The following is a 25,990-nucleotide window of genomic DNA, read 5'->3' as shown; positions in this document are numbered from 1 at the left end:
AAGATTTTTAATAGTTTTTCCCAACCATAGTTTTATCTATATTGTATCTGTAAAACAAGTACTATGAATATTACACCAAGAAAACTTAATTTCTTTTTATTATTGAAGTTGCCATCAGCATGGTTATGTGGGATAAGAATGAAAAAAATAGATAATACTAGCTGTACGGTGACAGTAAAACACAGGTGGATTAACCAGAATCCTTTTAACTCTATGTTTTGGGCAGTGCAAGGGATGGCAGCCGAATTAACAACAGGAGCTATGGTAACAGGTTATATCAGGGATAGTGGCAAAAAGATATCTATGCTTGTGGCTAATAACAATGCTACCTTTACGAAAAAAGCTACTGGAAGAATCACTTTTGTGTGCCACGATGGTAAATTAGTGGAGGAAGCAATTAAAAAAGCCATAGATACAGGAGAAGGGCAAACTGTTTGGATGAAATCAGTGGGAGTAAATAGAGAGGGAGTTGAGGTATCGACTTTTAATTTTGAATGGACATTGAAAGTCAAAAATTAAAAATAGATATGAAAACAGATGAACATTGTAACACTTCTGATAAATTGCTCACTAATAAAATAAATATTCATTAATCAATAAAATATTATATAGTATAAATTATGACAGCACACGAAATTGACTACGACATTATTGGAGAAGAAATGCAGTATGTAGAGATCGAATTAGATCCGCAAGAAGGCGTTATTGCAGAAGCAGGAAGTTTTATGATGATGGATGATGGTATACAGATGGATACAATCTTTGGTGATGGGTCACAAAAGGACAAAGGAGTTATGGGTAAAATCTTTGGAGCAGGAAAAAGATTGCTTACAGGAGAGAGTTTGTTTATGACTGCTTTTTATAATCAAGCCATAGGTAAGAAGAAAGTAAGTTTTGCATCACCATATCCAGGTAAGATTATTGCGGTAGATTTAACTCAGTATGGCGGTAAATTTGTTTGCCAAAAAGATGCTTTTCTTTGTGCTGCAAAAGGAGTTTCAGTTGGAATAGAGTTTTCCAGAAAATTGGGTAGAGGGTTATTTGGAGGAGAAGGATTTATTATGCAAAAGTTAGAAGGTGATGGAATGGCGTTTGTACATGCAGGAGGAACAACAGCCAGAAAAGAATTACAGCCAGGAGAAAAACTTAAGATTGATACTGGTTGTATTATCGGATTTTCTAAAGGAATTAATTACGATATCGAATTTGTAGGAGGTATTAAAAATACAATTTTTGGAGGAGAAGGTTTATTCTTTGCAACCTTAACTGGTCCTGGAGTAGTTTACGTGCAATCTTTACCTTTTAGTAGATTAGCGAATCGAGTTTTGGCATTAGCACCAAGAGGAGGAGGGAAAAGTAGAGGTGAAGGTAGTATTTTAGGAGGTTTAGGAGATCTTTTGGATGGCGATAATAATTTTTAATAATGTTAAATAAGGGCTAAAAAACATCTTTTATGGTTTTATTTACATATATTAGTATGAACAAACTTTAAAAATGTAAGCCTATTCCTACAAATTACTTGTTTAATTTTAACATTTTTAACCCCTATTAATTTATGGCTAGAGCAATGTTTGATTACACTAAGACGGTACTTAGAAAAGTAAGTTTTGATGTTAATCTTTTTACAAAGGAAGTTCTAAAAGCACTAAACAGACTACTTCCACACGAGATTGAAGAACTTAAAATTTGGATTCAATCTTTAACAGTTAAACAACCAGAATTACAATCTTGTTTAATCTATTTAAAACAATAATCAAAAAAGCGACTTTTTAGTCGCTTTTTATTTTTGTAATAGGACTGATGATTTGTACATTCTGAAAAGCAATAGCTCCTTTGACAACTCCACTTATGGTTGAATGCAAAGCTTCTATAATTTGCATTTTTAATTCGCTTTTATTAAAAATAAGACTTACTTCTCTAGCAGGAGAAGGTTCATTAAAATAATGTAGATTATTCTTTTCATTATCTTTTATATCTAAAGTATGTAAATAAGGAAGAAGTGTCATTCCTAAACCTTCATTGGCAAGTTTTACTAATGTCTCAAAACTTCCACTTTCTAATTGAAAATGATCTTCTTCGTAGCTTTTTTGAGTTTTACATAGATTAATAATTCCATCTCTAAAACAATGACCGTCCTCTAAGAGCAGCATATCGTCAATATCTAAGTCTGAGATATCGATTTTTCTCTGTTGGTTTAATCTATGGCTAGGAGGAATGTATCCTACAAAAGGTTCATAATACAATACTCTTTCTTTTATATTTTCATTCTCTAGTGGAGTAGCTGCAATTGCTGCATCTAGATGACCATCAAGTAGACGTTCGATAATAGATTCGGTGTTAAGCTCTTCTATTTTAAGTTTTACTTTTGGATATTTTTTAATGAAATTGTTTAAGAACATAGGTAAGAGTGTTGGCATCACAGTTGGGATAACTCCTAACTTGAACTCTCCACCAATGAACCCTTTCTGTTGATCCACAATATCTTGTATGCGTTCACTTTCATTTACAATATTCCTAGCTTGCTGTACTAGTTTATTACCAACTTCAGTAAGTGCAATTGGTTTTTTACTTCTATCAAAAATTAATATATCTAATTCCTCTTCTAGTTTTTGGATTTGCATACTTAATGTAGGCTGAGTAACAAAAGTTTTTTCTGCGGCTTTGGTAAAATTCTGATGCTCTGCTACAGCTAGCACGTATTTCAATTGTGTAATGGTCATATTTCTATTTCTAGTTTAATTTTGTAGTTTCAGACTTCTGACAAAAATATAAAAGCTATTGATAATATTTATTAAAAATCTATTAAAAATTTATTTTACTTATAGCTGTATTTAAAATGTTAACTTTTTTAATTCTGATTTCACTAATTCATAAATCTAAAAAGTAACAAAAATGAAATCAACCAAAAAGCTTATTACATTATTGAGTTTAATGATAATTACATTTTTTACTTCCTGTTCAGAAGAAGATGTATTAGAAGAACTAACAGGAGGATGTGTACCTCTATCTGCGGTGGAAAGTTATAGTAATGCCTTAGAGCGATATAGTAGTGACCCTACCATCGAAAATTGTGAAGTATTAAAAGCAGCATCAATTAATTATTTAAATACATTGGATAGTTGTCCTCTTATTGATGATCAAGAGCTAAGACAAGCCTTACAAGAGGCAAGTGAAACTAATTGTGAGGATTAACATTTTACAAACTTAAATAAGAAAGGTTTTACAAATACTTGTAAAACCTTTCTTTGATTGATGAATTTGATTTAATGTTTACATTCTAATCTCTAAAGTTAAGTCTTCATTCCCTACCTCAAATTTTGCATCACTCCATATTGGTGGACCATAACTCATATTGTTATTAGATACTCCATAACTTTCTTTTGGCATTCCATTAGCTTCAAAGTCCATACGATTGTTATCATTGGCATCGTGGACACAAGAAATTGCATATGTTCCTTCAGGTACGTTGGTAAAAGTAATTTCTGCAGTACCATCGGTGATTTCACTTTTTTCTGATTTAATAGGAGCAGCCTTCATAAAAGTGTTCTCGTCATATAACCCAAACATTACCTTACCGTCAGAACTTGTTACATTTGGAACTGTTACCGTAATGGTTATTCCTTTAGTATCTTGAGCGTTCGATACAAAGTTTAAAGTGATCATTAAAAGAAATAAAGCTAGAGTTTTCATTGTAGTTAATATTTATAGTTATTAGTTCGTTTTTGATGATTCAAAAGTCTATAAATCTTAATTTGTTTTATAAAGTATAATACCCAATTGTAGAAATTGAAGGATGAAATGTAGTTTGGTGTTTGAGTAGGTGAGTATGTAAAAAATATCTATTTGGGAAATCTTAATTCTACAATCGTACCTATAAAAGCCCTCTGGCCTTAATTTCTAGGTATTTGTTAATGGTGTTTACGGTGAGATTTTCTGGAGTTGTTAATACAGTTTGGATACCATGTTTTTGTAGTTCTTTTACCATTACCTTTTTGTCATAAGCAAATTGTTGTGCAATAGTTTGGTCGTATATGGTCTGCAGATCTTCTGTGTTTTTAGTAATCAATTGATTAAGCTCAGTGTTTTCAAAAAATATAACAACCAATAAATGTTTCTTTGCTAAAGCCTGTAAAAATGGGAGCTGTCTTTTAAGAGACGAAATATGCTCAAAATTGGTGTATAGTAATAATAAGCTTCGATGAGTTATTTGTCGCTTAATATGAGCGTATAACAAACCAAAATCCGAATCCAGAAACTGAGTTTTTATATTATATAATGTTTCGGAGATATTATTGATATATGTTTTCTTTCCGCTATCCGGTAAAAAGTTATTTACAGTATTCGAAAAAGACAACATACCAACTTTATCATGTTTTTTTAATGCAATATTAGAAAATGCCAAAGTACTATTCACCGCGTAATCCAATAAACTCAATCCGTTAAAAGGTATCTTCATCACACGACTAGCATCAATAACAGAATATATAGGTTGGGATTTTTCGTCCTGAAATTGATTGATCATCAAATTTCCGTGTTTAGCAGTAGCTTTCCAGTTAATAGTTCGTACATCATCACCAATCACATATTCTTTGATCTGCTCAAATTCCATAGTATGACCTATTCGCCTAATTTTTTTGAGACCAATCTGTGTTAGTTTATTATCTATAGCCAGAAAATCATATTTCTTCATTTGTATAAATGAAGGGTAGACTTTAACCGTGGCAGATTTGTCAAAGCTATATCGTCGTTTTACCAAACCTATTATTGTAAGAGTATATACATGAAGACTTCCGAAAATGTATTCACCACGATGTACGGGGCGTAAAGAATACTCAAAGTCTAAAATAGATTTAGAAGGGATACTTCCGGTTTTTAAAAAATCACGTTTTTGAAACTGAACAGGTATTTCATCAATAATTTCTACATAAGTATTAAAACTGTAGTTGTTTTTTACTCTAACAGGTACTACGTTAAAGTCACTATTAGAAAATTTGTCAGGTAACAGTCTGCTAGCTTCAATTCCGTTTTTAGTATTGTAGAGGACTACTACATCAAACAAAAATATAATTATAAACCCCCATACCAATAACCATGTAAGCGGATACAAACCAGTAAACCAATACGATAGTAAAAAAAGTATGGATATACCTGTAAGAATGTAAAATACTCTTGAACTTAGATATAAGGATTTGATAAATTTGATCAAAATTAGCGTGGTATTTCTACAGATTGCAAAATCATGTCGATAACATTTTCTGTTGTCATTCCTTCCATTTCACGTTCTGGAGAAAGAATGATTCTATGACGTAAGACCGGAAAAAGTGACTTTTTGATATCTTCGGGAGTTACAAAATCACGACCATCAATAGCAGCAAAAGCTTTTGAAGCATTCATTACAGCAATAGAAGCACGAGGAGAACCTCCTAGATACAAATGTGGATGATTTCTGGTTTTGCTTATAATCTCTGCAATATATCCCAAGATTTTTTCCTCAATAATAACCTCGTGAGTTTTTTCTTTGAATTCTAAAAGCTTTTCTGGAGTCAAAATCGAGTCAACCATTTCTAATGGTTTATGACTTTTTCTTTCATGATGAGTTTTTAGAATATTTATTTCTTCTTCTAGAGAAGGATAATCTACTTTGATTTTAAAAAGAAAACGATCTAATTGTGCTTCTGGCAATGCATATGTTCCTTCTTGTTCTATAGGGTTCTGAGTTGCTAAAACCATAAAAGGTGGTTCCATTGGGTAGCGAATTCCATCTATAGTTACTTGCCGCTCTTCCATAACTTCGAATAAAGCCGCTTGTGTCTTAGCCGGAGCACGGTTGATTTCATCTATCAATACCATATTAGAGAAGATAGGCCCTTTCTTGAATTCGAAATCGCTGGTTTTCATATTCAGAATAGAAGTTCCTAATACATCACTAGGCATCAAATCCGGAGTAAACTGAATTCTGTTAAATCCGGTCTTTAGAGTCTTTGCAAACAACTTTGCGGTAATAGTTTTGGCTATACCCGGAACACCCTCAATCAATACATGACCATTAGATAATAATGATACAATCAATAGTTCGATAAAATCTTGTTGACCTACAATAACCTTTGCCAATTCTGATTTTAGCTTTTCAACAGATTCTTGTAATTCACTTAAATCTATTCTGTTTTCAAAACTCAGGTTCTGTTCTTGTAAATCAGTCTGTGGAGTTTCTAGGTCAGGATTATTAGTTATTTCTTCGTTTTCCATAAAATAATATTTTATAACAAATGTATGATCACCTCTTTATGATCGATTTTTGAACTGAGTTATTAGCTCGTGAAGCCGCATCAATTCTTCTTTTTCGATTTTTGGTTTTTTATTTAGTTCATCAAAATACCAAAATAATCTTTTTGTATCATCCAGATCATTATTACTTCTGGCAGATATATCAATGAGCGTTTTATCGTCTAAATGATCTGTTGGTATCCTCAATACGTTACGAACATAATCTAAAAACAGTAAAATTTGTTTAGTGGCAATTTCTTTATGTCTCCTTTTCTCAAAATACATTCCACTAATGGTTCTGGTAAAAGCTAAAGTCTGATTTTTTAGAGGTTCAATAATAGGAATACTTCGTTGCTTACGTTTACCTTCAAAAATCACGAATAAAATTACTCCAAAAATCACAAAATAATATGCCCATTTTAAGTATCGATTTCTCAATAGAAAAAATAGAGGAGAGGTATAAAAGGTTTTTCCGGATTTATAATAGTTGTCCCAAAAGATTTGTTTGCCGCTATCTACATATGCCAAAAGGTTTTGAGTATACTCAAAGTTTTTATCCTTTAGTATAAAATAATTTCCAAAAGCTTCAGGGAAAGTATGTAGTAGAATCTTTCCACTACCGAAGGTTTCTTGTATATAATTGATTTTAGGATCTTTTATTTTTAAGGTATCATTATATAGTTGTGTAACACCTAGAACTGTAGTATTTATCGTATCAATCTCACTAAAATATGGATTGTAAACATCGCGATCATATATATAAGGATCAGTACCTTGCAATTTTTTATTTGTTAACGCTACTATTGGTTGTGTATTGATGTTATCAAGAGACAACAGATTATCCATTTCGATCTGTAGGGTATCTAATAGATTGTTACTAATTCCCTTAGCAGAAATAAATAAAGTATTACCTTTCTCAACCCATTTTAACACTTTATTGAGTTCATCATCATCAAAGTTGACCGCACCATTTATAAAGAAATATGTTCCAGCAATAGAATCATTATCTGTTAGAAATTCATAAGGTGGTTGGTTTATATCTTTAAGACCAGAAGCATTAAATGATTCTTTGATTAAATTATACGAAACAAATGTTCCTAAAGGAATTTTATCTGTTTTGGCATAACTAGGATACCAGTTTATATCTTCAGGTTCACTAGATTCCAGATAGGTAAGCAATCCAATGACCGCTATAAGGATAATAACAAATATTTTAGCTTTTTTACCTAGCAATTTATGATTGAATAGTGTTAGTCATTGATTTGAATTCTTTCTCTGCTTGTTGATATGAATTTTCATCCACTTCAAAACTTCCGTACCAAATAAAGTCATATAATCTGGTAATAACCTTGAACTGATTCTTCAATGAATCATCAGATAACTCTTTGATATAATCCATATTCGTTTTCTGTGATTCCCAAGCTATAATTTCCTGATCAGATAATTTTTTTAGTACAAATAGGTAATAGTATCTAATCGCTAATCGGTAGTTTTTGTTTTGTAATGCTTGTTGTATTAGCTGTTGAATATCTTGATTCTGAATGATGTCTTCATCTTCAGTAAGTTCTACTTGTGGGGCTTTTTGTTTCTCAAAAAGCATATCGCTGGGATTTACTTTCATAAATAACCAGATCAATAAAAATATAACTCCAATAACTATTAGATATGGTAATATCTGCAAAACTACTAACCAGAAACCAGATACTTCGTCAACACCAAAAAGCCATTTTATAAATTTAGTGATAATCTGGCCAAACCATTTTTTTAAACGAGTCCAAGCGTTATCAGGCTCTTCATATTCGGTATAATTAAAGGCATCATCAGCCTGAAACTCTTCTATTTTTTGATTATCAAATTTTTTAACATCTTTAGGTGTATCCATATCATATATTACTTCTTGCGATATAGATGCGCTTGTACTGTACTGAACTTTAGTAGATAAGGAAAAATTTATACAAAAAAGTAAGAGATAAAGAAATTTCAAATTATTCTGATTTACCTAAGGAATCAATTTGCTCCAAAGTCCCTGTATTATGTTTTCTTTCGTTGATATTAAAATAAATAAAAGCTGCAGTGATTGCAGTTATTGAATATAGTACGTATTGGGCAGCAGACGAAATTGTATTTAGTAAAATAAAAACCCAATCATACATTTCGGAAGGATCAGAAAAGGAGCCTTCTGATGCAGCAGTAAATGTTTTAGAGAGGCTATATATCATTGCAGGAAGCCCAAAAACAAAACTGATGACCCAAATAATGATACCCATAATAAGAAAAGTAGCAAATGAAATCCACCATTCATTCTTTATAACATCAAAACTTTGACTAATTGATTCTGAAACACCTTGGTCTTTAAATACCATTACACAAAAAGCTAGATTCAGAGGCACGTACAAATAAATTCCTGGTAAGAAACATAAACAAAGCCCAAAAAACAGAATGATGGAACCAAGCAATCCTAAACCAATTATTTTTCCGAGACTATTTTTAAAGTTAATTTCTACTTGAGTTTTATCAATAACCCCATTATTTTCTATGTATTCTTTGATGATATGCATAATACTCCCGAAAAGCGTTGCATAGAAAACAGCAAGCGTAAGTAACATTAATATTGCACCAAAGAATATATTTACAGAATTAAATAATTCTCCATTGCTGATACTAACAGGATCCAATAAATCAGCTGATAAATAGGTGTAATATCCAGATGCAACTAATAAAATGATAAAAGGTATTCCTGAAGTTTTTATTAAAATTGAAAAAATAGTCCTAATATTCTGTCGTAGAAAACCAAATGTATCTGTAAGGATATCTCCTAATTCCCTTTTCTTTTTAAATTCTATATAAGTGTTATTCATTTTGTTGTTTTTTATACAAATATCTGGGGTAGATTATGTAGTAAAATAATATTAAAGCTAAAGATACTGATATGATGAATATAGCTAACCAATCAGGCATCTCGGTATGTCTAGTCACAAAACCTTCCAGAAATCCAGCAATTATAAAAAGAGGTACAGTGCTAATAACAATTTTTAATCCTGCTTTAACCCCTTTTACAAATGATGTAAGACGCGTATATGTTCCTGGAAACCATATCGACTTGCCGGCAACCAATCCTGCACATCCTGCAATTATAATTACGGAAATCTCAATTGTACCATGTATCCATATAGTTCGGGCACTTTCCCATAACAATCCTTTTTCATAAAAAAAATATTGAAAAGCCCCTAACATAATAAAATTTTGCATTAGCATATAAATAGTACCAATACCCAATAGGACACCCAAAATAAAACAATATAATGCCACTTTTATATTATTAATGGTAATCCCCAAAAACATGTTGGCTTCTCCCATTTGTTTATAAACAGCCATTGGATCATCATTAGCAATATTTTCTAATGTCATGTTTACATATCGATCACCTAAAATAGATCTCACAAAAGCGCCATCGGTTGCTGAGGAATACACTGCAACAGCGGTAAATAATGCAGAAATCAAAAAAGCAATTAACAGCTCTTTTTGATAATGATAAAATTCTAAAGGAAATTCATTAACCCAAAACGAGTAGAAACGATTTTTCTTCTCTTTTTTAGTTTTATATATTTTTTGATGTGCGTTTGAAGCAAGGCTATTTAGATAATTTAGAGTTTGACTATTAGGGTAAAAAGTTTGTGCATAACTCAGGTGGTCGGTTATTTCTATATATAAGCTCGAAAGATCATCTGGGGATAATTGAGCATTATTCGTCAGAACACTTTCGAATTTTAACCATTTATCTTTATTTTGCTTCACAAAAGCCGCCTCGCGCATACATCATAATAAATTAAAGAGGTTCAAAGAAACATAATTAATGGATAATTTTCAAATAGAAACTGCTCAAAATGTAAGTATACAGCAAAATGTAGCTGGAATAGGAGAGCGGATATTAGCATTCTTAATAGATATTTTAGTTGATATAGCCTACCTTATCATAATGGTTTTTATACTTGCTGCTTTGGATATTGATAGTGGAGACGAATGGGCTTTTGGATTGATTTTAGGACTTCCTCCTTTTTTATATCATCTATTATGGGAAACATTTTGGGATGGTAAATCTCCAGGGAAAGCTGCGATGAAAATTAGAGTTGTTAAATTGGATGGGTCTAAACCGGCATTTTCTAATTATTTAATTAGATGGTTACTTCGTTTATTGGATATTTCTTTGGTTACCGGAGGAGTAGCTGTTGTTTCGATTTTATTTAGTGGGAAAGGACAACGGTTAGGGGATATGGCAGCAGGAACTACAGTGATAAGTGAAAAACAAAAGGTTAAATTTCATCAAACTATTTTAGTAAACATACCGGATGATTATGTTCCTGCTTATCCACAAGTTACCGTTTTTTCTGATGCCGAAATAAGAAAGATTAAAACTATCTATAGTGATGCCAAAAGATATGCAAACCACAATGTAATTCTGGAATTGTCTAACAAAGTAAGTACTTTGATGGAAGTTACTCCACAAGAAAAACCATTACAATTTGTGGCTAAAGTTATTGCTGACTATAACTATTATACTCAGAGGTTGTAGTGTAGTTGGTTAGTATTTGAGTACGTGAGTTTGTGAATGAATTATTTTTTCTATAAGAATTAACTCAAACCTCAAAAACCTATTTTATAACCTCTGCTTTAATAAAGATGTTTTGTTTTGGCCACTCACTGCCATCAACAGGAACATTAGAGATTTTATCTGCGACACTCATACCTTTTACTACTTTTCCGAAAATAGTATGTTCTCCATCTAAATGATGTGCTCCATTTTTAGCAATTACTATAAAAAATTCATAAGGTGTAGAACGGTTAGAAGGATTATCCACCCATTGTTTTGATAGGGCAACAGATCCACGGGTATGTTTTAATCCTTTAACTTGTTCTTGTGGGATGGTATAATCTCCTAATTCAAAACGTTTTCTGGCCATTTGATCGCGATCACTATTTCCCCCTTGAATTACAAAACCCTTAGCAACCCTATAAAAGAATGTCTCATCAAAATACTTTTGTTTAACCAGGTATATAAAGTTAGCCCGATGTAATGGAGTTTTATTATATAGTTTGATATCGATATTTCCATACGTAGTTTTAATTCGCACTAAGGTTTCTGGATTTTCTTTTCCGTACTTAGCCATAAACTCCCTAAGGTTTTTGTTATTTAGTTTAAAAGGTTCAGGCTCAGCAACACTTTTTTTAATTTCTTTTTTTTGCTCAGCAGTATCTATTTTCTGTTTAGTTTTTTCTTTTGGTATCGAGGTTTCAACTTGTGTCGTATTTCGGGTGTTTTTTTTAGAATTCTTATCTTCACAACTTGATAATATGAAAAAGAAAATAAAACAATACAATAAAATTACTCTGGTCAATGACATTTGAAACATTTAAAGAATTGATTCCAAAAATAAAGAAAATGTCAGTACCTGGAGAATCTTCTCACTTTATTATGGCTCCAGAGTTTAGGCAACAAGAGCTGTATAGAATAAAAATAGAAGAAAAAAATCCCAGAAATGCTGCTGTACTCATGCTTTTTTACCCTAAAGATGATATTGCTCATCTTGTTTTAATTCTTCGACCAGTGTATGAGGGTGTACATTCAGGGCAAATAGCATTACCAGGTGGAAAAGTAGAAAATTTGGATAAAAGCTATGAAGAAACTGCCTTACGCGAAACCTGGGAGGAAGTAGGAGTAAAGCCAGATACAGTTCAGTTACTAAAAACTATGACTAAGGTATATATACCACCATCTAACTTTTGGGTACATCCATTTTTAGGTTTTACTCCAGAAACACCTGATTTTGTTATTCAAGAGGAAGAAGTTGCCAAGGTAATTGAAGTCCCAGTAACAGAATTGTTGAATGAAAACAACATAATTTCAAAAAAACTAACTACTTCTTATGCAGAAAATATTGAAGTACCTTCCTTTATATTAAATGGTTATACAGTTTGGGGTGCAACAGCGATGATGTTAAGTGAGCTTAAAATGTTACTAAAACAAGCTTTAGAATTATGATTTTGTATATTTGGCTCTTGTTTTTTCGAAGTTTTCACAAGAATTTATCGAAGAAATTATCAGTTATTTAATCTTTTGTTAGTAATTTTCATTGAAAATCAATTTATTACAACATCTTATTAATTTTTTTGGCTGATGCTAAACAACTTACTAAACTAGAATTTATTTATGGGATTGTTTAAGAGAAATCCTTTTGGTCATATACTTTTTCTAAAAAAATGGCTGATTCGTGTTATGGGGTCTTTAACTCATAGACGTTATAGAGGCTTTAACGAACTTCAGATTGAAGGAAGTGAAATTTTTAAGGACCTCCCTGACAATGGAGTTTTATTTGTATCCAATCATCAGACTTATTTTGCAGATGTTGTAGCGATGTTTCATGTATTTAATGCTAGTTTGAGCGGACGTGTAGACTCTATTAAAAATATAGGCTATCTGTGGAACCCAAAGCTTAATTTATATTATGTAGCAGCTAAGGAAACTATGAAAGCTGGATTATTAGCAAGAATTCTGGCATATGCAGGGGCAATTACTGTAGAGAGAACTTGGCGAGAAAAAGGTCAGGATATCAATCGACAGGTAAAGATGAGTGATATCACTAATATTAAGAGAGCTCTAGAAGATGGTTGGGTGATCACTTTTCCACAGGGAACAACCAAACCTTTCAAACCTATTCGTAAAGGTACCGCGCATATTATAAGACAATATAAACCCATAGTAATTCCTATTGTAATAGATGGTTTTAGAAGATCCTTTGATAAAAAAGGAGTTGTCATTAAGAAAAAAGGAATTCTTCAATCTATGGTTATCAAACCACCATTGGATGTTGACTATGAAAACGATTCAATAGATAATATTGTAGAAAAACTAGAATATGCTATTGAACAACATCCGTCTTTTCTAAAAGTAATTCCTCAAGAGGAATTAGAAGCTCAAGAAGAATTAAACAAAAAGAGAAGGTGGGAGTATTAATTAAATCTTCTATACTTTTGTTTTGGATAACTCACATTTCTTACATTTTGATCTACTTATTACTTTATTAATCTTCTAATAAAGTATATAGGTATATAATTCTTTTTTTTGATGTATACTTTTTAATATTGATTAGTTTTAATTTATTGATCAGGTAAGGGAAGTTATTTTATACTTAAAAATGGAGATTCTTATTTAGGAAAAAGTGTGCATACTATTATTCTTACATACGTACTAACGAAAACCTATGACAATAAAAATATACTGACTATCCCTGTTTGACAAGACGATAACCTCTAATACATAAGGTGATTTTTCTCTAAAAGTCAGAACATTATATAATCTTCTGCCTTTTATTTTGAGAAATATTGAAAAAATAATGGTTTCTAAGTGAAAACTGTTATTGGTTTATGGTATTATCCTATATTCGAAAAATGGAATTGCCCCAATATAAGGTTGTTATATTATCTCTGGCTTTTTGTATTACTGCATATTCTATTCAAGCTCAATTAGGATTTTGTAATGGAAATTCAGGAGATTCTATATTTAATGAAGCTTTCGGTACAGGCACCGCAAACGGGCCAGAACTACCGGCAGGGACAACAGGATATACCTATGTCAATGGAACTCCTGATGATGGAGAATATACTGTTTCAAGTTTTACAGGATATTTTGATTGGCATAATACTCAGGATCACACTCCAAATGATACTAATGGTAAATGTTTAATTTTTAACGCTGATTTTGTGGCAGGGGAGTTCTTTAGAAGAACGGTTACAGGGCTATGTGAGAATACTTCGTATGAATTTTCTTCCTGGTTGTTAAACCTTCTACCTGCTAATAGCTGCGATGCTAATGGAATTCCGGTTAATGTCAGGTTTCAAATATGGGATAATACGGATACCAATTTGTTAGCAACAGGAGATACAGGAGATATTTTTTCAAGAACTTCTCCTGTTTGGGAACAGTATGGATTGGTTTTTCAGACATTACCAGGGCAAACATCGGTTATTCTTAAAATGATTAATAATGGTAATGGGGGCTGCGGTAATGATCTTGCCATTGATGATATTATATTCAGAACATGTGGGGATTTTATTACTATAGAAGATGATCTGGCTAATACTAGTATAACTGCCTGCGAAGAAGATATACCTATCACTACTCAACTTACTGCGATACCAGATTTTTCTATTTATAATTCACATGCATATCAATGGCAACAGAGTATAGATGGTGTGAATTGGATTGATATTTCTGGTGAAACCAATCAGACTTATACACCTCCAGCAATTATCACTTCTGTCATGTATAGAGTAAAGGTTGCAGAAGATATTATAAATCTTGCTAATCCACTATGTATCGCACTATCTGAAGTTTTTGATATCAAAGTTGTTTTACAACCTAATGAACCTTTAAGTATGGGAAATGTGAGTGGTTGTAGGAATGTAGAACAGATTATTTCTGTTTCCGTACCAGATGGAATTATTGTTAATTGGTATGATAGTGATTCGGGAGGAACAATAGTACAATCAAACAGCACTTCATATCAAACAAGTATACCGGGGACATATTATGCAGAAGCAATTTCAGTATTAGGTGATTGTGTATCTTCTTCTCGAACTGCAGTATCTATAAGTGTTTTTGAACCACCAATTGTAGAAGATCAGGAATTACTTTTTTGCTCAGAAACCCAAATCATTCTTGAAGCAGGAATAAGTAATGTTACTTATGCATGGAGTACCGGTGAAACTACATCAGAAATTACTGTTGATAATCCTGGGGAATACACTGTTCAGGTTACTGATGCTAATGGATGCTCTAGCATTAAAGAGATTACCTTAATTGAAAACCCAATTCCTGTAATTGCCAATATTGCAATTAATGAAGATACAGTGACTATTATCACTGCAAATACAGGTAATTTTGAATATTCCCTAGATGGTATAGTTTATCAGGATAATGCAGTTTTTACAAATCTTGAAGCAGGGCTATATACTGGCTATGTAAGAGCAACTGGCAATTGCGGGATCGCAACTCAAGAGTTTATTGTTTTAGATATTCCAAAATACTTTACACCTAATCAGGATGGAGTTCATGATTTTTGGAATATTGGGGGAATAGAAAATTATCCAGGAGCTTCTGTATATATTTTTGATCGTGTTGGTAAACTCCTGAAACAGGTTGTTCCAAATGATGAAGGTTGGAACGGAACATATCTTGGTCGCTTAATGCCTTCTTCAGAATATTGGTTTAGCATTGACTTAAAAAATGGAACTATTATGAAAGGACATTTTTCTCTAATTAGATAGTATTTTTACTCTAACCATGTTTTAAAATCCTTTACCCTTTCTCTAGCTACTATAATCTCTTGTTCATTAAAGTGATTTAGTTTAATCTGGAGTCTGGAGTTGGTATATGAGATAATATCTTTAATAGCATTGATATTTACATAAAATTTGCGACTAACTCTGAAGAATTGTTGGGGGTTCAGCTCATCTTCTAATGATTCCAAAGTCGTATCAATAAGATAGTTTCTATTTTCTTTTGTATGAAGATAGGTTCCTTTGTTCTCAGAATAAAAGCATTCAATATCTTCTACAGAAAATATTTTAAGATGTTGACCAACGCGAGCTGTAAACCGCTTTTTATATGTTCTATCCATTGGATTGATTAGTAGCTTTTTGATATCCTCAAAATCCACTTTTATGGATTGTGTGGAAGGTAACTGATCTTTATATTTTTTTACTGCAGTTTCCAGTTCTTCATCATCGATAGGTTTTAATAGGTAATCTATACTATTTAGTTTAAAAGCTTTTAGTGCATATTCATCGTAAGCGGTCGTAAAAATTATAGAACTTTTTATATTAATAGTATCAAATATTTCGAAGGATAAGCCATCACTTAATTGAATATCTAAAAAGATAAGATCCGGATGCTCATTGTTACTAAACCATTCTATTGATTCACTCACAGAATGTAGCATGGTATTAACTTTAATGTCCAGATCATCTAGCATTCGACTTAGTCTTCTGGCAGCAGGTTTTTCGTCTTCAATTATTATTATGTTCATATATTTTTTGATTGTTAGATTTTTAGACTAGTTAGATTATTGGATTTGTTACGTTACTTAAGGTCCTGGATGATTAGAAGAGGTGAATTATATAAAGAAAGAGACTCTAGATCTAATAATCCAGCGACCTGATTTTACTCCCAAAGCTGTTTTTCTTTATCCTCTTCGTCCATGTATTTCCTGATTCTGCGTTCTTCCCAATCCTTATCAAACATTGGGTTAGTTCGGTATGCTTTTACTGCGTGGAAGGCTAAACCAATTCCCCAACCAAAAGCAGCCCATAAAAACCAGGCATAACGCCACTCATTTGTATAATAATTTATTCCGGCCAGAAACCCAATAATAATGATATAAGAAAATAGGTTATTGTAAAACTTCTTCAACTCGTCTACGCGTTCTTTTGCTCGTTCGTATCTTTTTTGTTCTTCAAAATCTTTCATGATGATTAGTTTTTTTATTAGTGTTTTGTATGGTTTTATGATGCGTCTAGCGTATCATCTTTATCCATTAGCTGTTTGATTTTACGTTCTTCCCAGTTTTTACCAAAAATGAAGTTATTTTTAAAAACTTTTAATCCGTGAAATAATAATCCTATTCCCCAAAGTAACGGCGTGATATACAAGTGCCATTGCGCCCAGTTTTTAAATCCTTGGCTTTGAAAATTGGTATTGATAAAAAGTACAATCAGGTTAATTACGATATAAAAGGTGAGATGTGTATAAAAACCTCTTTCATCATCGACTCTTTTTTTAGCGTATTTATATTTTTCATCTTCTTTAAAATCTTGCATGATAACTCTTTTTAGTGATTGTTTTTTGATTGAATATAATTGATGTTTAAAAGAAATTTTTGGTGTCATCTTTATCCATTATTTCTTTGATTTTTCGCTCTTCCCATTGTTTACTGAAAATTATATTAGGATTAAAAACCTTTACCCAGTGAATAAATAGTCCTATGCCCCAGAAAAATGGAGTTATATATAAGTTCCAGTTTAACCAGTTGTTGAATCCTTCATCTATGAAATCGGAGTTAATAAACAACAAGAAGATATTGACAATAATGTATACTGTAAGATGGCTATAAAATCCTTTTTCTTCTTGTACTCGTTTTTTTGCTCGTCTGTATTTTTTTTGTTTTTCAGAATTTTCCATTTCCCGTTGTTTTAAAAGTTATCAGTCTCATCCATTAATTCTCTAATCTTTCGTTCTTCCCATTTTTTACTAAAAATGGACCTTTTAGGTTGTTTTTCTAATCCATTTTTGCCTCTGAACGTCCATAATCCATGGCCTGTTAAGAAGATACCCCATAATAAAGGAGAGGCTACTAAATTTGGGATTAAATACCCTTCATATATATAATCTTTGAAATATAGAACCACAATAATAATGGCAATATTTATAACTATATATACGCTTAGATGCGTATAAAAAGATTGTTCTTCTTGGACTCTTTTTTTAGCTTTTCTATATGTTTTTAATTTTTCTGAATTTTCCATGTATATTCTTTCAGATATTATTCTTCTCTTCCATAAACTCTTTAATCTTCTTTTCTTCCCAGTTTTTACTAAAAATGGATCTTTTAAATAGTTTTCCTAACCCGTTTTTATCTCTAAACGTCCAAAGCCCATGTCCCAGTAAGCCCAATCCCCATATAATCGGAGTACCGATTAGGTTCCATATAAGATAGTTGTTATATCCTTCATCATCTATATAATCACCCAGTTCTATTTTGAAAATAAAGATGACGATATTCATTACGACATATACAGTGGCATGTGAATAAAATGCTCTCTCTTCTGTAACACGTTTTTTAGCATTTTTGTATGCTTTTCTTTTATCAAAATCATTCATAGTTCCTTCTATTAGATTCATTCATATACTTTCTGATTTTTTTCTTCTCCCAATCTTTACCAAATATTGGGTGTCTGTCAAATGCTTCTCCATAATGGAAGAGTAACCCTAATCCCCATCCTGCTATTGGGAAAATAACCCAGGGAAGATCGAAACCAGTCGTTCTGTAATTGATAAATATCAAAAATGGTATTACAATGCAGTAAGCGGTTAAACTACCATAGAATTCTTTCATTTTCTTAACTCGATCTTTGGCTCTTTTATATTTAAGGTCTTTTACGATTTCTATGTTCTGTGATGTTGTCATATCGATTGATGTTATTCTTTTTGTTAATATTGGTAGCTTAGCAATAAAAGCTGTTTCTGTTTTAAAGACAGAAAACTCTCTCTTAGTAAGCAATCCATATCGTTGTTTTACATTTCCTAATCCTACACCGCTACTTTGTTTGATCACTTCTTTAGGCTGTAGGTTGTTTTCTACAATCAGAAAACCTTCATCTTCATAAATTTTAATATGTAATGGTCTGTCTGGCATGACCACATTATGTTTGATCGTATTTTCTAATAATATCTGTAGCGATAGCGGTACTACTTTTGCTTCAGGGTTAGATGAGTGTTCAGGCATCTCAAAAATGATACTATCCTCAAACCTTAATTTCAGTAAGGTCATATAGGTTTTAGCAAATTTTAATTCCTCATCTATAGTTACTAATTCTTTATCTTTTTGCTCTAAAACGTATCGATATACCTTGGATAAAGAAGTAGTAAACTTTTGGGCCATTCTTGGGTTTTCATCTATCAGTGATGTCAATACATTAAGACTATTAAACAAAAAGTGTGGATCCAGTTGATTTTTTAAAGCTGCAAACTTTGCTGAAGCTGTTCCTGCAATTATTTTTTGTTCTGTAACCTTAGATTCTTGTCTGTGTTTCCAGTAGAACGCTCCATAGAACAGAAAGGTTACTACGGTAGCGATTGATAGAGAAATCAAGTAATATTGAGGTCTCTCATTACTAATAAACTCTAAAAAGCCTTTTTCATAAACAAATACATTGTAAAATAATCTTGCTACGAATATTGCAACTACAGAAACCATAGTAGCTAGGATAATGGTTACCGTCAGATTTTTTACCTGATATAACTTTTCTTGAAACTTTTTTCTTAGAAATATAAATAGGTATACATTAGCGATGTATATGATTATTGAAAACACCACATTCTCCAGGTATTCGTGTAGCAATTTTTGATTAAAATCTATCTCAATTCCTTTGAAATAATATACAATTAGGAATGCGATGAAAATTGCAGTTCCGATCAAGATACCTTTTCCTATTTCTTTAAAAATGTTCATTCAATTTTATTTACAATTTTCTTGAATCCTCGCTATTTGGTTTTTTCCCCAATCTGGGTAAAAAGGTGTTTTAGAAGGTTCTTTTTCAAAGTACAAGATAGCTTTTTCTATCTCAGAACAAAAGGCTTTTGGGTCTTTACCCCAGAATTTTGCTGCTCCCATTTGCCATTCTGCATGATATAATATTGCTCTTGGGTTTTCCGGCTCCAGAATTTTAGCTTTTTGATATAATTCTTCCACTTTACCAGAATGTGTCATCCCATATTTTGCTCCATCATATACGACATAGGCAGTGTTTAACATTGCTTCCATAATTAATAATTCAGCATTATCTTTAGAGAAGATTTTAGCTTCATTCAAATAATCTTGAGCTTTTTTTAATCTAGTTTCGATTTCTTCAGCATCTTTACTGCTAAAAGAAGTTACAATATGAATCTGAGCTGCATAATAATATGGTAACCAGTTTTCTTTTTCCGCTTTAGCAATACGCTCAAAAAGATTAATAGCTTCATCCCTTTTTTGGTTTCCCCAAAGTTCAAAAGCTTTACTCATCCCTTTTTCATAAGCTGTTTGAGATTGGATCGTTGTGATTGCAAAAAATGATAGAATTAAAATAATTAGTCTCATAGTTGTTATTGTTTTTAGATTACGATGTAAAGATCAGCAGTTTGGCTTCCTTGTGATAATATTTATAACTGAACTGTATTTTATTTAGGTTGAATTGTATTACAGTTCAATCGATTGATTTACTATTTGTTCTGATACCGAAAATTTTGCATCTTCCCATTTAGGAGGGCCAAAACTTCCTTTAGCATTGTTACTTGTGCCATAAGGTTCTTTTGGTATTTTGAAAAAATTAGAATCTAATTTTTTATTGTTGTTTTCGTCGTGATATAATGAAATGGCATATTCTCCATATGGGATATCATTTAATGTGATTTTTAGAGCGCCTTTTTTAGCTTTTATAGCAACTGATCTGAATATTTGTTTATAGAAATTACTTTCACTATTGTAAAGGCCAATCCTAATTGTTCCTTCTGCAGATTGTATATCAGTAATATGTATTTCAATAGTACTAGTTTGATTTTGAGCATTCGTTGCAAATACGAATAGAGTTATAAATGTTATTAATGCGATGTACTGTCTGGTTTTCATAATTTATTTGTTTTTAAAGTGATAAAATTTGTGATGTGTATAAAAGAGGATGAAATGTTTTTATCTACTACTAGTTTACAAATTATCTAACTGATTATCGGTTTTGTTGTCGCTAATCGTCCAGAAAAATCCTACAATAAAAAATCGATCAGCTGGTTGCCTTATAGGGCGTCTGGCAAAGTTTCCATTAACATCAGGAGTATTCGAGTATTGATAGTTAAAGATATTATCAGTGCCCAAAACATTAGAAACGGAGAAATACAGAATTTTTTGTTGACTAATTAAATATGCCCAACTAAAATTTAATGAGTTGTATGCTTTGGTTTTTCTATTCTGAAAAATTGTGGTGTTGGGATCATTATAAGGTCTTCCTGTTGCAAAATTATATGTGCCACTGATTAAAGATTTCCAATCTTCTACCCAATATTTAGTCACAAGGGATACGTTGTGCTCTGCGGCAAAATTAGGAGTGGCTTTAGTTGGGAAATTTCTGTAATCTCTTTCTGTTTTTAAGTATGAATAGCTTGTCCAGTACTCAAAATTTCGAAATGATTTATTATCCCTCCAAAAAATATCTAAGCCACTTGCATACCCATCTCCGGAACTATTATATATACTATTAAATTCAGGTCTTTCTGTATCGAATTTTACTAAATTATTGTAAGATTTGTAATAGGCTTCAGCTCTAAGAGTTTTACCATTATGTTGGTATAAATAGTTGAGAATATAATGAGACGATTTCTCTGGATCCAAAGTAGTTTGGTATTTTAATACATCTTGCTGTGGCGCTTGATAGAAATCTCCGTATGCCAGTGATATTTGAGATTTAGGAGAAGTTTTGTACGCTAATGATGCTCTAGGAGAAATTTTGGTATAATCTAATAAGGTATTATGGACACCTCTAACACCAATTTGCATTGCCAGACTTTTATTAAAAAATACATTTGCTTCAGCAAAAGCAGCTGTACTGTTATTATTATATGATGTCCTGAAGGTATCAAAATCTGGATCGGAAGCTTTTTCAGAAAAATCATTAATGAATTGTTCTGCTCCGAAATTCAGTTTAAAACGATTACTAAATCTTTTTCTCAGTTTTATCTTTACGTGAAAACTATTATCATCATTATCAACATCGGTATTTACAATTTTTACGTCATTATGATCATTGGCAAAACTTATACCTGTTGCAATTTTCCAATCATTGCCTAAGCTCCCTTTATATGAAGTGTTGAAGTATAAGTTTCTGTTTTTTAACCCAAAATTAATTCCCTCAGGAACATTGATATCTTCCTGAATCAATTGTAAATCCGTATAATTTAATCCTCCATATATTTTAAGAAGTCCTTTGTTAAATTTATAACGATACACAGCTTCGCCGGATAAGGATTCAAAAGGTTTTATCCAATCCACTCGTTGTGATATGATTTCTTGGTAGGGTTTTAAGTTTAAATAAAACGCATTGACACTTAAAGAATTTTTCTTCCATTTTTGAGTATTTCCTATTCCAAGTCCAACACTTATAAACGATAGGTCTGTTTTTTCTTGATCAGGTTCATCGATGGTGTTTAATAACAAAACACCAGATAGTGCGTCTCCATACTCAGCAGAATAACCTCCTGTTGAAAAATTAGTACCTTTAAATAGAAAAGGGGAGAAGCGACCTCTTGTAGGAATATTATTTGCGGTTGCATTAAACGGTTGAAAAACCCTTAACCCATCTATGTATACATTGGTTTCATTAGCGTCACCCCCACGAACAAAGAGTCTACCATCTTCTGCAACAGTAGAAGTTCCTGGTAGCGTTTGAAAAGCTCCAATGTAATCTCCAGCTGCTCCTGCGGTGGTTACAATATCCAATGGATTTAGAACAGAAGCTTTGCTATTATCTCCGGCAGAAAATGTTCCTGCATTAAGAATCACACTGCCTAAAGAATTTACATCTTCTCTAAGTGTAATTTTTAGAGCTGTCATTTTAGAGATATTGGTAGTTAAATTATATGTTTCGAAAGAAAGAAATGAAATGACCAGCGTTTGTTCTCCGGTTTCTTCTGTAGAAAAAGAAAAGCTACCGTCTTCATTACTAGAGCCACCGTCATAAGTTCCTTCTAGATATATGTTGGCACTTTGTATAGGGTTTCCTTTCGGGTCAGTAACTTTTCCGGTGATTGTGGTTTGAGCAGTTATGTAACTACAGATGAATAGTATAATAATGGTTAGTGTTGATCTCATTTCCTTACTGTTTTTTTATTGATGGGTCAAAAATGTCTTATCCCATTGAATCCTGAAATTGAATCTGACCGAATTGTTTAAACTGATGGATCAATTGTAAAAAAGGTTAACTTTTGTTTCAACTATTTTTTTAGTTAAAATATTTTGAATTACTTTTAGTTCATTATTCATCAATCAAAACATGAAAATAATACTACTATCAATTTTTGTCATGATCTCTTTTGTGGCAAAAAGTCAGGAGCTTACTGTTTTTTATAAAGAGGAGAGAAGAGCTCATTATTCTCAGTTAAGATCATCTGTTCATAAACGTTTTACCTCTGAAGAAGATTTGGCACTTATAAAAGATAAAGCAAAAGTTCAGGGAAATCAATTTGCTTGGTTCGAGTTTACTAGTGTTTTAAGAATTGATAAAAACAAATCCATCTACTATCCACAAGAAGAAATTTCTAATGACACCGTAAATAGTGCAGTCTCTTATGGTAAAGAAGGAGAAAAACTTTTTATAAGTAGAGAAATTTCTGAACGCGAACATAGTATAGTTTATATAAATATTCAATCAAAGAAGAAGATTAGTACAGAATATACCTATGGAAATAATTATTTAATCTCAGAAGATCTTACTGAATTAGATTGGGAAATCACCAAGGAAAGAAAAAAGATAGGTAAATATGAATGTCAGAAAGCTATTCTAAAACATTATTATGATGAAAGCCAGATTTATGCAAGTGGTGGGTATCTTTATTATACCACAGAAGTTTGGTTTACTGATGACATACCATATGGTTTTGGACCGGCTGGGCATTGGGGTTTACCAGGTCTTATTCTGGAGTTTAAGAAAGGTAAGACACGAATTACCTTGGACAAAATTATTTTTGATCTGGATGGTTTTAAAATAAAACCACCAGTCAAAGGTGAAAAGATTACCCGAGAGGCATTAGAATTAGTACCAATAATGGAATTTAGAGAACATTAATCTATAATCTATACTCTTTCTATAGTATCTGTTTTATTTTTAAAAGGCCTAACAATTAGTCGAGCTGCTTTGTCATAATTGATATAGTTATAGGTCCAATTAAAAAATGTCACGAAACGGTTTCTAAACCCAACTAAAAACCAAAGGTGAATAAACATCCAGATAAACCAGGCAAAGAATCCTCCGAAACGTAATTTTCCTATATCTACTACTGCTTTATTTCGACCAATGGTAGCCATGGAACCTTTATCAAAATATTGAAAAGGAGTCATTGCTTTTCCTTTTAAAAAATGTTTTAGGTTTTTTGCCAGATGTCTTCCTTGTTGTATTGCCGGCTGAGCAACCATAGGATGACCTTTAGGATAATCTTTGGTTTCCATAAGGGCAATATCTCCTAGCGCAAAAATGTTATCGTAGCCATCAACTTGATTGAATTCATTGACCTTATATCGATTTGCCCTTGGTATCAAAGATTCTGCATTTATGCCATCAACCGGAGCTCCCGTTACCCCAGCAGACCATATAAAAGTTGCGGTTTTTAAGGTCAAATTAGTGTTGGTATAAACGATATTATTTTCATAGTTGCTTACCTGAGTACTTGTATGAACGTTCACCCCCATTTTTTTAAGGAATTTAGCAGCTTTTTCAGAAGCATATTCACTCATAGGAGGTAATATTCGATTAGCACCTTCTATCAAATGAACTTCCATCTCACTAAAATCCATATCCGGATAATCTTTAGGGAGCACATTTAGTTTTAACTCTGCTATTCCTCCTGCTAATTCTACACCAGTAGGACCGGCTCCAGCTAACACAAAACGTAGGAGTTCTTTTCTTTTTTCTAGATCAGTAGTAATAACCGCTTGCTCTAGGTTTTCGAGCATTAAACTTCTTAAATTCAATGCCTGCGGTAGATTTTTCATTCGCATCGCATTGGTTTCGATAGTTGTATTACCAAAGAAATTTGTCCGAGCTCCGGTAGCAATCACTAAATAATCATATGTAATATCACCAATGCTAGTATATATTTTTTGAATCTTAGGATCAATAGACTCTACTTCAGTCATTCTGAAATATGTGTTTTTTCCTCTTTTTACTATTTTTCTTAGTGGATAAGCTATAGAATCAGGCTCTAATGAAGAGGTAGAAACTTGATAGAGTAGTGGTTGAAAGGTGTGATAATTATGTCTGTCCAGAAGTACAAGTTGTACATCTTCTTTAACCATTTTTCTGGCCAAAGAAACTCCAGCGAAACCGCCACCAATAATGACTAATCTTGGTAGATTACTATAAGGAATATTCATCTGCTATGTTTATTTTTCCCAAAAGTCATATAAAAATTGCCGACAAAAATATCATCATAAAACAATTTGATGATTGTGACTTATTTTATATCATAATGTATTGTATAACAAAGGTAAAATGATAAAGTCATTTACCCTATAGAATATTTATTTTTATATTTTAAAACAAAAAACACATTCATAATCAGTTGATTGTTAAGTGGATATCAAATAATGATTTTTTAGTTTTCGTTTAGCCTGTAACAGAAAAGATTTTTATGCTACATATAAGCAGTAACAAACCAAAGTGAATAAAGAATTAGAACATAGCTTCGTAACTAATCTTGAGCAGAATCAAAATATTGTGCATAAGGTCTGTAGGATATATACCAGTGACCGTGACTCACATAATGATTTGTTTCAGGAGATTACCATCCAACTCTGGAAAGCGTACCCCAAGTTTAGAGGAGACGCTAAATTTAGTACTTGGATGTATCGAGTAGCGCTGAATACAGCAATAACATTATATCGTAAGTCTAAGAGGAGTATTAAGACATCTGATATTGATACTATAGATTTTAAAATTAAGGCTGATGAATATGATGATGAGGTAGAGCAACAGCTTAAACTCATGTATAAAGCGGTTAAACAGTTAAACGATATCGAAAAGGCTTTGGTTTTTCTGTATCTCGAAGATAAATCATATAAAGAGATTGCAGATACTATGGGGATTACAGAGGTAAATGCAAGGGTGAAGATGAATAGAGTGAAAACTAAACTAAAAAAAATACTAAATCCTTAGT

30 protein-coding genes are annotated in these 25,990 nt (G+C 32.1%); 10 read left to right on the top strand and 20 right to left on the bottom strand.

All coding sequences use genetic code 11. The features are described from left to right. The first annotated feature begins 63 nt into the window (after positions 1-63). The 3 genes from J8M14_RS20260 (at position 64) to J8M14_RS20250 (ending at position 1,753) form a co-directional block, all read left to right on the top strand. Positions 64-519: a DUF4442 domain-containing protein gene (locus J8M14_RS20260; RefSeq protein WP_211076653.1), complete on the top strand. Its 456-nt coding sequence runs from the start codon at positions 64-66 to the stop codon at positions 517-519. Between the two features lie 101 nt (positions 520-620). Continuing rightward, positions 621-1,421: a TIGR00266 family protein gene (locus J8M14_RS20255; protein WP_211076652.1), complete on the top strand. Its 801-nt coding sequence runs from the start codon at positions 621-623 to the stop codon at positions 1,419-1,421. A gap of 134 nt (positions 1,422-1,555) precedes the next feature. Continuing rightward, positions 1,556-1,753, top strand: coding sequence for a hypothetical protein (locus J8M14_RS20250; RefSeq protein ID WP_211076651.1), 198 nt, complete (start codon positions 1,556-1,558; stop codon positions 1,751-1,753). 16 nt (positions 1,754-1,769) lie between these two features. Here J8M14_RS20250 and J8M14_RS20245 read toward each other — a convergent pair whose 3' ends face one another. Further along, positions 1,770-2,720, bottom strand: coding sequence for a LysR substrate-binding domain-containing protein (locus J8M14_RS20245; protein ID WP_211076650.1), 951 nt, complete (start codon positions 2,718-2,720; stop codon positions 1,770-1,772). 172 nt (positions 2,721-2,892) lie between these two features. Between J8M14_RS20245 and J8M14_RS20240 the strand changes: the two genes are divergently transcribed. Beyond that, entirely contained in the window at positions 2,893-3,192 is a 300-nt protein-coding gene (locus tag J8M14_RS20240) for a hypothetical protein (protein ID WP_211076649.1), read from the top strand. Positions 3,193-3,270: 78 nt separating this feature from the next. Here J8M14_RS20240 and J8M14_RS20235 read toward each other — a convergent pair whose 3' ends face one another. The 7 genes from J8M14_RS20235 to J8M14_RS20205 all read right to left on the bottom strand — a co-directional run bounded on the left by J8M14_RS20235 (position 3,271) and on the right by J8M14_RS20205 (position 10,077). Next, positions 3,271-3,690: a DUF2141 domain-containing protein gene (locus J8M14_RS20235; protein ID WP_211076648.1), complete on the bottom strand. Its 420-nt coding sequence runs from the start codon at positions 3,688-3,690 to the stop codon at positions 3,271-3,273. 181 nt (positions 3,691-3,871) lie between these two features. Then, positions 3,872-5,203 carry a DUF58 domain-containing protein gene (locus J8M14_RS20230; RefSeq protein WP_211076719.1) on the bottom strand — a complete coding sequence of 444 codons (1,332 nt, stop codon included), beginning with the start codon at positions 5,201-5,203 and terminating at the stop codon, positions 3,872-3,874. Between the two features lie 5 nt (positions 5,204-5,208). Continuing rightward, positions 5,209-6,246, bottom strand: a complete 1,038-nt coding sequence (locus J8M14_RS20225) for a MoxR family ATPase (protein ID WP_211076647.1) — start codon at positions 6,244-6,246, stop codon at positions 5,209-5,211. Positions 6,247-6,282: 36 nt separating this feature from the next. After that, complete coding sequence (locus J8M14_RS20220) at positions 6,283-7,497, bottom strand: DUF4350 domain-containing protein (RefSeq protein WP_211076646.1); 1,215 nt, start codon at positions 7,495-7,497, stop codon at positions 6,283-6,285. A 1-nt stretch (position 7,498) separates the two neighbouring features. Continuing rightward, a complete protein-coding gene (locus J8M14_RS20215) occupies positions 7,499-8,146 on the bottom strand; it encodes a DUF4129 domain-containing protein (protein WP_211076645.1) in 648 nt (215 codons plus the stop codon). A 103-nt stretch (positions 8,147-8,249) separates the two neighbouring features. After that, the gene (locus tag J8M14_RS20210; protein WP_211076644.1) at positions 8,250-9,122 is read right to left on the bottom strand and encodes a hypothetical protein; all 873 of its coding nucleotides are present in this window, start codon (positions 9,120-9,122) and stop codon (positions 8,250-8,252) included. After that, on the bottom strand, positions 9,115-10,077 hold the full coding sequence (locus J8M14_RS20205) for a stage II sporulation protein M (protein WP_211076643.1): 963 nt from the start codon (positions 10,075-10,077) through the stop codon (positions 9,115-9,117). Before J8M14_RS20205 ends, J8M14_RS20210 begins: the two co-directional genes overlap by 8 nt. 40 nt (positions 10,078-10,117) lie before the next feature. Here J8M14_RS20205 and J8M14_RS20200 point away from each other — a divergent pair, with 40 nt between their 5' ends. After that, positions 10,118-10,834, top strand: a complete 717-nt coding sequence (locus tag J8M14_RS20200) for an RDD family protein (RefSeq protein ID WP_211076642.1) — start codon at positions 10,118-10,120, stop codon at positions 10,832-10,834. 79 nt (positions 10,835-10,913) lie between these two features. Here J8M14_RS20200 and J8M14_RS20195 read toward each other — a convergent pair whose 3' ends face one another. Next, a complete protein-coding gene (locus tag J8M14_RS20195; protein WP_211076641.1) occupies positions 10,914-11,663 on the bottom strand; it encodes a peptidylprolyl isomerase in 750 nt (249 codons plus the stop codon). Between J8M14_RS20195 and J8M14_RS20190 the strand changes: the two genes are divergently transcribed. The 3 genes from J8M14_RS20190 (at position 11,657) to J8M14_RS20180 (ending at position 15,585) form a co-directional block, all read left to right on the top strand. Further along, positions 11,657-12,301, top strand: coding sequence for a CoA pyrophosphatase (locus tag J8M14_RS20190; protein ID WP_211076640.1), 645 nt, complete (start codon positions 11,657-11,659; stop codon positions 12,299-12,301). The two genes, J8M14_RS20195 and J8M14_RS20190, sit on opposite strands and share 7 nt — an antisense overlap. Before the next feature lie 168 nt (positions 12,302-12,469). Beyond that, positions 12,470-13,273 carry a lysophospholipid acyltransferase family protein gene (locus J8M14_RS20185; protein ID WP_211076639.1) on the top strand — a complete coding sequence of 268 codons (804 nt, stop codon included), beginning with the start codon at positions 12,470-12,472 and terminating at the stop codon, positions 13,271-13,273. Positions 13,274-13,707: 434 nt separating this feature from the next. Next, the gene (locus tag J8M14_RS20180) at positions 13,708-15,585 is read left to right on the top strand and encodes a T9SS type B sorting domain-containing protein (protein ID WP_211076638.1); all 1,878 of its coding nucleotides are present in this window, start codon (positions 13,708-13,710) and stop codon (positions 15,583-15,585) included. Between the two features lie 5 nt (positions 15,586-15,590). On the opposite strand, the gene J8M14_RS20175 is transcribed toward J8M14_RS20180, so the two are convergent. From J8M14_RS20175 to J8M14_RS20130, 10 genes are all read right to left on the bottom strand, one after another. Next, positions 15,591-16,346, bottom strand: a complete 756-nt coding sequence (locus J8M14_RS20175) for a LytTR family DNA-binding domain-containing protein (protein WP_211076637.1) — start codon at positions 16,344-16,346, stop codon at positions 15,591-15,593. A 134-nt stretch (positions 16,347-16,480) separates the two neighbouring features. Further along, positions 16,481-16,786 (bottom strand): 2TM domain-containing protein, encoded by a 306-nt coding sequence (locus J8M14_RS20170; protein ID WP_211076636.1) that lies wholly within the window; start codon positions 16,784-16,786, stop codon positions 16,481-16,483. Positions 16,787-16,821: 35 nt separating this feature from the next. Next, positions 16,822-17,136 carry a 2TM domain-containing protein gene (locus tag J8M14_RS20165; RefSeq protein ID WP_211076635.1) on the bottom strand — a complete coding sequence of 105 codons (315 nt, stop codon included), beginning with the start codon at positions 17,134-17,136 and terminating at the stop codon, positions 16,822-16,824. A 46-nt stretch (positions 17,137-17,182) separates the two neighbouring features. Then, on the bottom strand, positions 17,183-17,497 hold the full coding sequence (locus tag J8M14_RS20160; protein ID WP_211076634.1) for a 2TM domain-containing protein: 315 nt from the start codon (positions 17,495-17,497) through the stop codon (positions 17,183-17,185). Between the two features lie 11 nt (positions 17,498-17,508). Beyond that, positions 17,509-17,841: a 2TM domain-containing protein gene (locus tag J8M14_RS20155; RefSeq protein WP_211076633.1), complete on the bottom strand. Its 333-nt coding sequence runs from the start codon at positions 17,839-17,841 to the stop codon at positions 17,509-17,511. A gap of 10 nt (positions 17,842-17,851) precedes the next feature. Continuing rightward, complete coding sequence (locus J8M14_RS20150) at positions 17,852-18,217, bottom strand: 2TM domain-containing protein (RefSeq protein ID WP_211076632.1); 366 nt, start codon at positions 18,215-18,217, stop codon at positions 17,852-17,854. Further along, positions 18,189-19,547, bottom strand: a complete 1,359-nt coding sequence (locus tag J8M14_RS20145) for a 2TM domain-containing protein (RefSeq protein ID WP_211076631.1) — start codon at positions 19,545-19,547, stop codon at positions 18,189-18,191. Before J8M14_RS20145 ends, J8M14_RS20150 begins: the two co-directional genes overlap by 29 nt. 6 nt (positions 19,548-19,553) lie before the next feature. Continuing rightward, on the bottom strand, positions 19,554-20,174 hold the full coding sequence (locus J8M14_RS20140; protein WP_211076630.1) for a hypothetical protein: 621 nt from the start codon (positions 20,172-20,174) through the stop codon (positions 19,554-19,556). A 99-nt stretch (positions 20,175-20,273) separates the two neighbouring features. After that, a complete protein-coding gene (locus J8M14_RS20135) occupies positions 20,274-20,702 on the bottom strand; it encodes a DUF2141 domain-containing protein (protein WP_211076629.1) in 429 nt (142 codons plus the stop codon). Between the two features lie 75 nt (positions 20,703-20,777). Next, positions 20,778-22,931 (bottom strand): TonB-dependent receptor, encoded by a 2,154-nt coding sequence (locus J8M14_RS20130; protein WP_211076628.1) that lies wholly within the window; start codon positions 22,929-22,931, stop codon positions 20,778-20,780. A 181-nt stretch (positions 22,932-23,112) separates the two neighbouring features. On the opposite strand from J8M14_RS20130, the gene J8M14_RS20125 reads away from it, so the two are divergent. Further along, the gene (locus J8M14_RS20125) at positions 23,113-23,904 is read left to right on the top strand and encodes a GLPGLI family protein (RefSeq protein WP_211076627.1); all 792 of its coding nucleotides are present in this window, start codon (positions 23,113-23,115) and stop codon (positions 23,902-23,904) included. Positions 23,905-23,912: 8 nt separating this feature from the next. Here J8M14_RS20125 and J8M14_RS20120 read toward each other — a convergent pair whose 3' ends face one another. Next, positions 23,913-25,208 carry an NAD(P)/FAD-dependent oxidoreductase gene (locus tag J8M14_RS20120; RefSeq protein ID WP_211076626.1) on the bottom strand — a complete coding sequence of 432 codons (1,296 nt, stop codon included), beginning with the start codon at positions 25,206-25,208 and terminating at the stop codon, positions 23,913-23,915. 286 nt (positions 25,209-25,494) lie between these two features. Here J8M14_RS20120 and J8M14_RS20115 point away from each other — a divergent pair, with 286 nt between their 5' ends. Beyond that, positions 25,495-25,989 carry an RNA polymerase sigma factor gene (locus J8M14_RS20115; protein ID WP_211076625.1) on the top strand — a complete coding sequence of 165 codons (495 nt, stop codon included), beginning with the start codon at positions 25,495-25,497 and terminating at the stop codon, positions 25,987-25,989. Position 25,990: the final 1 nt, after the last annotated feature.

This window comes from Aquimarina sp. MMG016 (genome assembly GCF_018100805.1).
In the GTDB taxonomy this organism is placed as follows: Bacteria; Bacteroidota; Bacteroidia; order Flavobacteriales; family Flavobacteriaceae; genus Aquimarina.
The sequence above is the reverse complement of the archived record's forward strand: the minus strand, read 5'-3'. Positions and strand labels throughout refer to the sequence as shown.

Excerpts from the sequence above, each read along its gene's own strand:
- J8M14_RS20260 (WP_211076653.1), top strand. The coding sequence starts at position 64 with ATGAATATTACACCAAGAAAACTTAATTTCTTTTTATTATTGAAGTTG.
- J8M14_RS20255 (WP_211076652.1), top strand. The coding sequence starts at position 621 with ATGACAGCACACGAAATTGACTACGACATTATTGGAGAAGAAATGCAG.
- J8M14_RS20250 (WP_211076651.1), top strand. The coding sequence starts at position 1,556 with ATGGCTAGAGCAATGTTTGATTACACTAAGACGGTACTTAGAAAAGTA.
- J8M14_RS20245 (WP_211076650.1), bottom strand. The coding sequence starts at position 2,720 with ATGACCATTACACAATTGAAATACGTGCTAGCTGTAGCAGAGCATCAG.
- J8M14_RS20240 (WP_211076649.1), top strand. The coding sequence starts at position 2,893 with ATGAAATCAACCAAAAAGCTTATTACATTATTGAGTTTAATGATAATT.
- J8M14_RS20235 (WP_211076648.1), bottom strand. The coding sequence starts at position 3,690 with ATGAAAACTCTAGCTTTATTTCTTTTAATGATCACTTTAAACTTTGTA.
- J8M14_RS20225 (WP_211076647.1), bottom strand. The coding sequence starts at position 6,246 with ATGGAAAACGAAGAAATAACTAATAATCCTGACCTAGAAACTCCACAG.
- J8M14_RS20215 (WP_211076645.1), bottom strand. The coding sequence starts at position 8,146 with ATGGATACACCTAAAGATGTTAAAAAATTTGATAATCAAAAAATAGAA.
- J8M14_RS20210 (WP_211076644.1), bottom strand. The coding sequence starts at position 9,122 with ATGAATAACACTTATATAGAATTTAAAAAGAAAAGGGAATTAGGAGAT.
- J8M14_RS20205 (WP_211076643.1), bottom strand. The coding sequence starts at position 10,077 with ATGCGCGAGGCGGCTTTTGTGAAGCAAAATAAAGATAAATGGTTAAAA.
- J8M14_RS20200 (WP_211076642.1), top strand. The coding sequence starts at position 10,118 with ATGGATAATTTTCAAATAGAAACTGCTCAAAATGTAAGTATACAGCAA.
- J8M14_RS20190 (WP_211076640.1), top strand. The coding sequence starts at position 11,657 with ATGACATTTGAAACATTTAAAGAATTGATTCCAAAAATAAAGAAAATG.
- J8M14_RS20195 (WP_211076641.1), bottom strand. The coding sequence starts at position 11,663 with ATGTCATTGACCAGAGTAATTTTATTGTATTGTTTTATTTTCTTTTTC.
- J8M14_RS20185 (WP_211076639.1), top strand. The coding sequence starts at position 12,470 with ATGGGATTGTTTAAGAGAAATCCTTTTGGTCATATACTTTTTCTAAAA.
- J8M14_RS20180 (WP_211076638.1), top strand. The coding sequence starts at position 13,708 with ATGGAATTGCCCCAATATAAGGTTGTTATATTATCTCTGGCTTTTTGT.
- J8M14_RS20175 (WP_211076637.1), bottom strand. The coding sequence starts at position 16,346 with ATGAACATAATAATAATTGAAGACGAAAAACCTGCTGCCAGAAGACTA.
- J8M14_RS20170 (WP_211076636.1), bottom strand. The coding sequence starts at position 16,786 with ATGAAAGATTTTGAAGAACAAAAAAGATACGAACGAGCAAAAGAACGC.
- J8M14_RS20165 (WP_211076635.1), bottom strand. The coding sequence starts at position 17,136 with ATGCAAGATTTTAAAGAAGATGAAAAATATAAATACGCTAAAAAAAGA.
- J8M14_RS20160 (WP_211076634.1), bottom strand. The coding sequence starts at position 17,497 with ATGGAAAATTCTGAAAAACAAAAAAAATACAGACGAGCAAAAAAACGA.
- J8M14_RS20155 (WP_211076633.1), bottom strand. The coding sequence starts at position 17,841 with ATGGAAAATTCAGAAAAATTAAAAACATATAGAAAAGCTAAAAAAAGA.
- J8M14_RS20150 (WP_211076632.1), bottom strand. The coding sequence starts at position 18,217 with ATGAATCTAATAGAAGGAACTATGAATGATTTTGATAAAAGAAAAGCA.
- J8M14_RS20145 (WP_211076631.1), bottom strand. The coding sequence starts at position 19,547 with ATGAACATTTTTAAAGAAATAGGAAAAGGTATCTTGATCGGAACTGCA.
- J8M14_RS20140 (WP_211076630.1), bottom strand. The coding sequence starts at position 20,174 with ATGAGACTAATTATTTTAATTCTATCATTTTTTGCAATCACAACGATC.
- J8M14_RS20135 (WP_211076629.1), bottom strand. The coding sequence starts at position 20,702 with ATGAAAACCAGACAGTACATCGCATTAATAACATTTATAACTCTATTC.
- J8M14_RS20130 (WP_211076628.1), bottom strand. The coding sequence starts at position 22,931 with ATGAGATCAACACTAACCATTATTATACTATTCATCTGTAGTTACATA.
- J8M14_RS20125 (WP_211076627.1), top strand. The coding sequence starts at position 23,113 with ATGAAAATAATACTACTATCAATTTTTGTCATGATCTCTTTTGTGGCA.
- J8M14_RS20120 (WP_211076626.1), bottom strand. The coding sequence starts at position 25,208 with ATGAATATTCCTTATAGTAATCTACCAAGATTAGTCATTATTGGTGGC.